Raw genomic sequence first — 6,627 nt, 5'->3', positions numbered from 1 at the left:
TTCCATCGGCGTCGAAATTGCCGGTGGTCAGCTTGCCGCCCGTTCCCATGGTGCACTTCGAGGAGTTATCCGCCCAGGTTGCGCCGACGGTGTTGGTTGTTCCATCGGAGAACGCCGCCTTGCACGAAAGGGTAATCGAGCTGAGTTCGTTCATTTCCGACGGACCGTCGATCCAAATCCCGGTCACGACGACGGACGGGGCAACATAGTTCAGGGTTACCGAAAGCGAATCGGGGACCCCGTCGAGCAACGCGGAAACGAGTACGGTTTCCGATGCGGCAATGTCCTGCACCGTCAGCCAGCCGCCCGCTCCGATCAGTGCATTCGAAGAATTCACGCTCCAGATCGGCTCGACGGACTTGGAGGTGCTGTCGCTGTAATATCCGGTACAGGTGTAATGGGCCGCTTCGCCTTCATCCACGGAAGTTGCTCCCGCAATTTCAATCGAGACCAGATCGGGCTCCACGTATAGGATTGTTACGGAAATCGAATCCGTCTTCCCGCCGTAGGAGGCGGTGAGCGTAAAGGACTCATCTTCAAGAACATCCCCGGTCGTCAACGTCCCGCTCGTGCCGATCGACGCATAGGAGGAACTTTCGCTCCAGATCACATCCGTCACCGGCTCGCTCGTTCCATCGGAATAATGGGCCGTACAAACGTATGTGGAAGTGGATTCCTCGGCAACCGAAGCGTCGCCGGAGATGGAAATGTTCTCCAGGGTTGGAGCAACATATTTAATCAATACAACGTGGGTGTCGGCGAACCCGCCGTAGCTCGCGCCAACGGTCACGCTTTGATCGGAAGAGACATCGTCCGCCTGAAGCAACCCGTTCTCGATCGTGGCGTACGCGGAGTTTTCGCTCCAGCTCGCCGCAACCAGCGAAGAGGTTCCGTCGGAATATTCCGCGATGCAATCCAGCTGAATCTCGGACCCTTCGTCCATGAAAACCGCGCCAGAAATCGTGATCCCGGTGACCACTGACGGAACATCGCTGATCGTTACGGCCTTCTGCGCGGTCATTTCCCCGGAACTGGCCCAAACGATCAGTTCCACGTCCGCGTCAACGCTGCCGGCAAGCAATAGGCCGGTGGAATCGATGGTCGCCGCTGTCGAAGAGACACTCCAGTTGGCGTCGATCTGCGATACGCTCTCGTCGGAATAGGTCGCATAGCAACTAAACTGGCCATTCATGCCCTCATCAACGGATCCCGGCCCCTCGATCGCCAAACTTACAAGCGTGGGAGTCGTATCGAGGACGGTGATGCTTGCCGTTGCCGTCTTCCCTCCGAAGCTAGCTGTAATGTTCACCAGCGCATCTGCGGAAAGGTCATCGGAGAGCAGCTCCCCCGAATCCGAGATCGAGGCAAACGCAACATCGACTCCCCAGACCGGCTGGACCTGTTTTGTGGTTGCGTCCGAATATTTCCCCGTACAGGTGAATTGTGCAGGCTCCTGCTCGTTCACGGTTGAAGGCCCCGAGATTTCGATCCCCGTCAAGACAGGATCCGGCGGATTCTCCGAAGGAGGAACGGGTCCAACGGCCTCTGCCTTCTGCAGGCCCAACAGGTATATCAAAACCACGACCGGGGCCAACCTCGCCCACCTAAATACACTTTTTTGCATCGACTTCTTCCTATATTGATGTTCACCGCGCATCCCACTCTGCCCCTAGAGTTGCACCGGAGCGGCTCAGTTGCCCGGTGCTGAAATACGTCCAGCGTTTGTAGCATTCGTTATGCCAATCATCTGGGGTATGCTGTGGAACATCTGGAAGATTCGATGTCCGAAGTCGCCATTTGAGCCGATTCCACCGGAAAAAAAGTCGGTCTTTTCCCAATTCCGCCGAGTCGACTCGTCGCAAACTATTTCAAATTGATCTTTGTCGCAGCCTAAATTCCGACCCAAACAAACTTTAAATCATCCGTTTTGCGAAAACGGAAGCAACGCCACGGGTCGCCGGCATCCCCTCTTGCGACCATTGACCATTGCCGATCCGCCCACGCGAACAGCTCTTGAAAACACAATAAAGAAAAATTCTTCTTCCCTAGCCCGTAAGGACTTACACAACAGACATACCCCTGCCTGATTGAGAGTTGATGTGTCTATACGAGCACCTTTCCTCGGTCAAATTTATTATCCGGAAAACAAAATATCCGATAACCGGGAGGAATATGATGGTTTCAGTGGGCGAATGTTAAATTGCGTAATGCACTTAAGGAAAGGACCGCATTCCGGCGCGCCCAGGTCTTTAAAACACGGAAAAGATGCAAAATTCCGAGATGCCGCATCCGAGCCGGATCGGGTAAGCGGGAAACCGTTTCATTCAAGATTTGGGGAAGCCTGAATCCAAAACGGACTTGTTGCATGCGGGATTCCCGCTATATTGACCGCATCTAACCAAGCAAAACGGAAAATCCGCAATTTTATGCAGCAAACGGAAAAATATTGGAACCTGATCAATCGCGTCGTGCTCGTTGCCATCGTCCTCATGGCTGGCGTCGGCGTGGTTTTGGCGTTCACTCCGAAGGTTAGACAGCTGAAGGATTTCCAGAACCGCCACGACACCTTGCAGTTGCGCATCGATGAAACCATGGCCTACGAACTGGAACTCAAGGAAAAGCAACGCCGTTTCAACTCCGACCCCGAGTTCGTTGAGCGCGTCGCCCACGAAGTCGGTTACGCCCGGACCAACGAAACCATCTTCCTGTTCCCGGAAGAAACCGGAAGCTTCTGATGCGGCGAAACCGCTCACCCATCGCCTGGACCATTGCCGGGTCCGATTCGGGGGGAGGTGCCGGCGTACAGGCCGACCTCAAGGTCATGAGCGCGTTCGGCGTGCACGGCTGTTCCGTCGTCACCGCCCTCACGGCGCAAAACACCCTTGGCGTACAACTGGTTGAATCCGTTTCCGAAGTCATGCTGCGCGCGCAGCTCGCCGCACTGGCGGAAGACCTTCCGCCCGATTCCATAAAAACCGGAATGCTGGGCAGCGCGAGCTCCTGCAAAGCCGTGGCCGATTTTTTGGAAACGCTTCCCTCCTGCCCGCCGATCGTTTGCGACCCCGTACTGAAATCCACGTCGGGCACCGACTTGCTGGATTCCGAAGCGCTCGACACCCTGATCAGCCGAATTTTCCCGCACGTCGCGGTACTAACCCCGAACCTGCCGGAAGCCGAGTTCCTGATTGGCCACCGGATCGATCGCGTGGAGGATGCGGCGGATGAAATTCTTGCAATGGGCGTCGGCTCCGTTCTGATCAAGGGCGGGCACGCCGACGGCAACGAATGCTCCGACTTCTGGAGCCGGGGGGATCAATGCGCCTGGCTCACCGCTTCGCGCATCGAAACACGGCACACGCACGGCACGGGCTGCATCCTTTCCGCGGCCATTGCTTCGGCCATCGCCCTGGGGCAGGACATTCCCGACGCGGTCCGGACCGCCAAGCGCTTTCTCCACGATTGCCTACTGACTCCCGCCAACGTCGGAGAGGGGCATGGCCCCATGATGATCGGCCCCTTAAAGACCGCTTAAAAGACCGCTAATCAACCTTTTCAATCGCGCGCCCGTTCCCTATGGTTATCCGCATGGAACCGATAACACTTTACCTTACACTGCTGCTTGCGGGCTTTGTCCTCATCGGCATGGAAATTTTCATTCCCGGCGGCATCCTCGGCATCTTCGGCGCAATTGCTTGGATCTTCGCCGCCGTCATCGGCTGGCGCAACTTTCCCGACCCGTGGAACATGGTCGCCGGGCTGGCACTATTGGGGGTCGGCATATTGACCTTCGTCGTCTGGATTCGTTATTTCCCGAAAAGCCGCGTCGGGAAAAGCCTTTCGCTCGGAGAATCGACCGCCAACTACAAATCGCACAAGGACGACGGCGTCGCCGTCGGAACGGTCGGCGAAGCGGTTTCCACTTTGCGCCCGGCGGGCATCGCCAAATTCGATGGCAAGCGCCTCGACGTGGTGGCCGACGGCGAATGGATCGAAGCCGGACAACCCGTCAAAGTCTCCTCCACCTCCAACGGCCATGTCTCCGTCGTGAAAGCCTAGCCCATGCAATTGAAACCCATACTTCTTGGATTATTCGCAACCCTCGCCGTGCACGCGCAGGCGATGCAGTTCGTCTCGACCAACTTCCACCAGTCGGCCGAGGGGCAGATCGTGGCCGACGAGCAGTGGGTTACCGCCGACTTGATCAAACTGGACGGCGTGCACAAGAACGACCTCTTCCTGCTTGCGGGAAATTCCATTGCGCTCTCCGGCACCTTCGAAGGCAATGTCTGGGGCGCAGGCGGCCAAAACGCCTATCTGGGTGGATACTGCGAACGCAGCCTCCGCCTTGCCGGGCAAAGCGTCCGCATCGATGGCGAGGTCGGCGGCAACGTGCTGGCCTTGGCCGAAACCGTCATATTCGGCACCAACTCGCTCGTCCACGGCAGCGTGAAAGTGTTCGCGCACACCATTGTCCACGAAGGCGCCATCGAGGGGAACGCAGACTTTTCCTCGGCTCGCATGCTCACCTTCGGCGGCACCATCGAGGGCAACACCAAGGTCGTTTCCCCCGACATCCTATTCACGCGCAGCGCCCGACTGAAGGGCGACCTGACCTACACCGCCAACAAGGAGCTCGTGCCGGTGGAGGGAGTCGTGGCCGGAAAACTGGCGCGACAGCTGCCGCAGAGCCCGCCGCTCTTTTCCGCCGCACGGTTCTCGACGCTGGCCCTCTGGTTTGCTGCCGCATTGCTGGCTGGGATTCCGTTCATCACCGTCTTCCCGATGACCACCGCAATTGCAACGCAACTGGTTCGAAGTTCACCATGGAAATGCATGCTGGTCGGCTTCGTATCGTTCTGGGGCCTGCTGATTTTCGGCATCGCCGGCATCTCGTCGGTCATCGGCCTGCCGCTGGGGGTTCTGCTCCTCGCCGCATGGGGCGCGCTCGCCTACTTGAGCCACATCGTCGTCGGCCTGGTTTTCGGTGCCCTGCTGCTGCGCTCCATGCGCGAGTCGATCGGCAAGGTCATTCTGGCGCTGTCGATCGGGTTGGCCTTCCTTTATCTGGTGGCCGTCATCCCGAGTCCGCTATTTCTTTTCCATCAAGTGGTGGCCTGGTTCGGCATGGGGGCGCTGATCCTTTCGTTTGTCGAGAAGCGGCACCTGATGATCCAGCTCCCGAACAGCTTGAAGAAACTTGAAGAGTTAAGAGACGAAAAACTAACCCCCGAGGAGAAATAGCCATGATGTACATAGTCCTTGTTCCCGTCGCCCTGATCCTGCTGGTCATGCTCGGGCTGGCGATCTCGGTCATCAACCTGTGGGTCCGCGCGCTGTTCGCCGAAGCGCCGGTTCGCATCCGCGACCTGGTCGGCATGAAACTGCGCCGCGTTCCGCCGACCCAGGTGGTGCTCACCTACATCTCCGCCATCAAGGCCGGACTGGAAGTCTCCACCGGCATGCTCGAAGCCCACTACCTCGCCGGCGGCAGCATGCAGAACGTCGTCCGCGCCATGATCGCCGCCGACAAGGCCAACATCGACCTGAAGTTCCAGCAAGCCGCGGCCATTGACTTGGCCGGCCGCAATATCGTCGATGCCGTCCAGACCTCCGTCAACCCGAAAGTCATCGACTGCCCCGACCCCGACAAGACGGCCGGCGGCATGCTCGACGCCGTCGCGAAGGACGGCATCCGCCTGCTGGTCAAGGCGCGCGTCACCGTCCGCACCAACCTCGGGCGGCTCGTCGGCGGCGCCACCGAACAGACCATTATCGCCCGCGTCGGCCAAGGCATCGTCAGCGCCATCGGATCGATGAATTCCTACAAGGACGTGCTCGAAAACCCCGATTCGATCAGCCGCAAGGTGCTCAGCAGCGGACTCGACGCGCAGACCGCCTTTGAAATCGTTTCGATCGATATCGCCGATGTCTCCGTCGCCGGCATCGGGCAGATTGCCAACGTCGGCGCCAAACTCGAAACCGACCGCGCCGACGCCGACAAGATCATGCGCCAGGCCGAAGCCGAAGGCCGCCGCGCCATGGCGATTGCCCAGGAGCAGGAAATGCGCGCCCGCGTGCAGGAGATGCAGGCGAAGGTGATCGAGGCGCAGGCCGAAGTCCCACTGGCCATGGCGGAAGCGTTCCGCAAGGGCAACCTTGGCGTGATGGACTTCTACCGCATGCAAAACATCATGGCCGACACCTCCATGCGCGAATCCCTCGCGGGCGGAGATGATGACACCGAAGGCAAAAAATAATCAACGAGCCCGCAGATCGCGCGGATGGCAATCCGTACGTTCTGCGTCATCTGCGGGCAGAAGGATTTTGCTATGGACGAACTTGTTCCATTTTTAATCTTCATCGTCATCGCGCTGGTGAACCTGGTTAAGTTCATCCTCGAAAAAGGGGCCGCCGGAAAGCAACCGCCCGACGTGCCCGGCCATGACATGCCGGAGAAAGAGCCCAACACCATCGAGGCTTTTTTCGAAAGCCTGGCCGAAAAGCTGGAACCGCAGCCGACCGAACTGCCGGACTGGCCCGAGGGCTACGAACGCCCCGACTACATGCAGGAGCAGGAAGATTTCATGGCGGCCGAACCGGCCCCGGTACCGCCGATGCCCCCGCCCG

The 6,627-nt window shown here is 58.7% G+C and carries 6 protein-coding genes and 1 pseudogene; 6 read left to right on the top strand and 1 reads right to left on the bottom strand.

The window, feature by feature from the left end:
• On the bottom strand, nt 1-1,498 hold a 1,498-nt coding region (locus tag ABYO54_RS12430), incomplete at its 3' end, for a hypothetical protein (RefSeq protein ID WP_372808573.1).
• A 928-nt stretch (nt 1,499-2,426) separates the two neighbouring features.
• On the opposite strand from ABYO54_RS12430, the gene ABYO54_RS12425 reads away from it, so the two are divergent.
• The 6 genes and pseudogenes from ABYO54_RS12425 to ABYO54_RS12400 form a co-directional block, all read left to right on the top strand.
• Entirely contained in the window at nt 2,427-2,735 is a 309-nt protein-coding gene (locus ABYO54_RS12425) for a septum formation initiator family protein (RefSeq protein WP_372808572.1), read from the top strand.
• Nucleotides 2,735-3,532, top strand: a complete 798-nt coding sequence (gene thiD / locus ABYO54_RS12420; protein WP_372808571.1) for a bifunctional hydroxymethylpyrimidine kinase/phosphomethylpyrimidine kinase — start codon at nt 2,735-2,737, stop codon at nt 3,530-3,532. Before ABYO54_RS12425 ends, thiD begins: the two co-directional genes overlap by 1 nt.
• Nucleotides 3,533-3,585: 53 nt before the next feature.
• Nucleotides 3,586-4,056: an NfeD family protein gene (locus tag ABYO54_RS12415; protein ID WP_372808570.1), complete on the top strand. Its 471-nt coding sequence runs from the start codon at nt 3,586-3,588 to the stop codon at nt 4,054-4,056.
• Between the two features lie 3 nt (nt 4,057-4,059).
• Nucleotides 4,060-5,241 (top strand): polymer-forming cytoskeletal protein, encoded by a 1,182-nt coding sequence (locus tag ABYO54_RS12410; protein ID WP_372808569.1) that lies wholly within the window; start codon nt 4,060-4,062, stop codon nt 5,239-5,241.
• Between the two features lie 2 nt (nt 5,242-5,243).
• Nucleotides 5,244-6,257 (top strand): flotillin-like protein FloA, encoded by a 1,014-nt coding sequence (gene floA, locus ABYO54_RS12405; protein ID WP_372808568.1) that lies wholly within the window; start codon nt 5,244-5,246, stop codon nt 6,255-6,257.
• A 72-nt stretch (nt 6,258-6,329) separates the two neighbouring features.
• Nucleotides 6,330-6,627: pseudogene (locus ABYO54_RS12400) on the top strand (hypothetical protein); the annotation flags it as partial.

The organism is Pontiella sp. (assembly GCF_041622395.1).
GTDB lineage: Bacteria > Verrucomicrobiota > Kiritimatiellia > Kiritimatiellales > Pontiellaceae > Pontiella.
The sequence above is the reverse complement of the archived record's forward strand: the minus strand, read 5'-3'. Positions and strand labels throughout refer to the sequence as shown.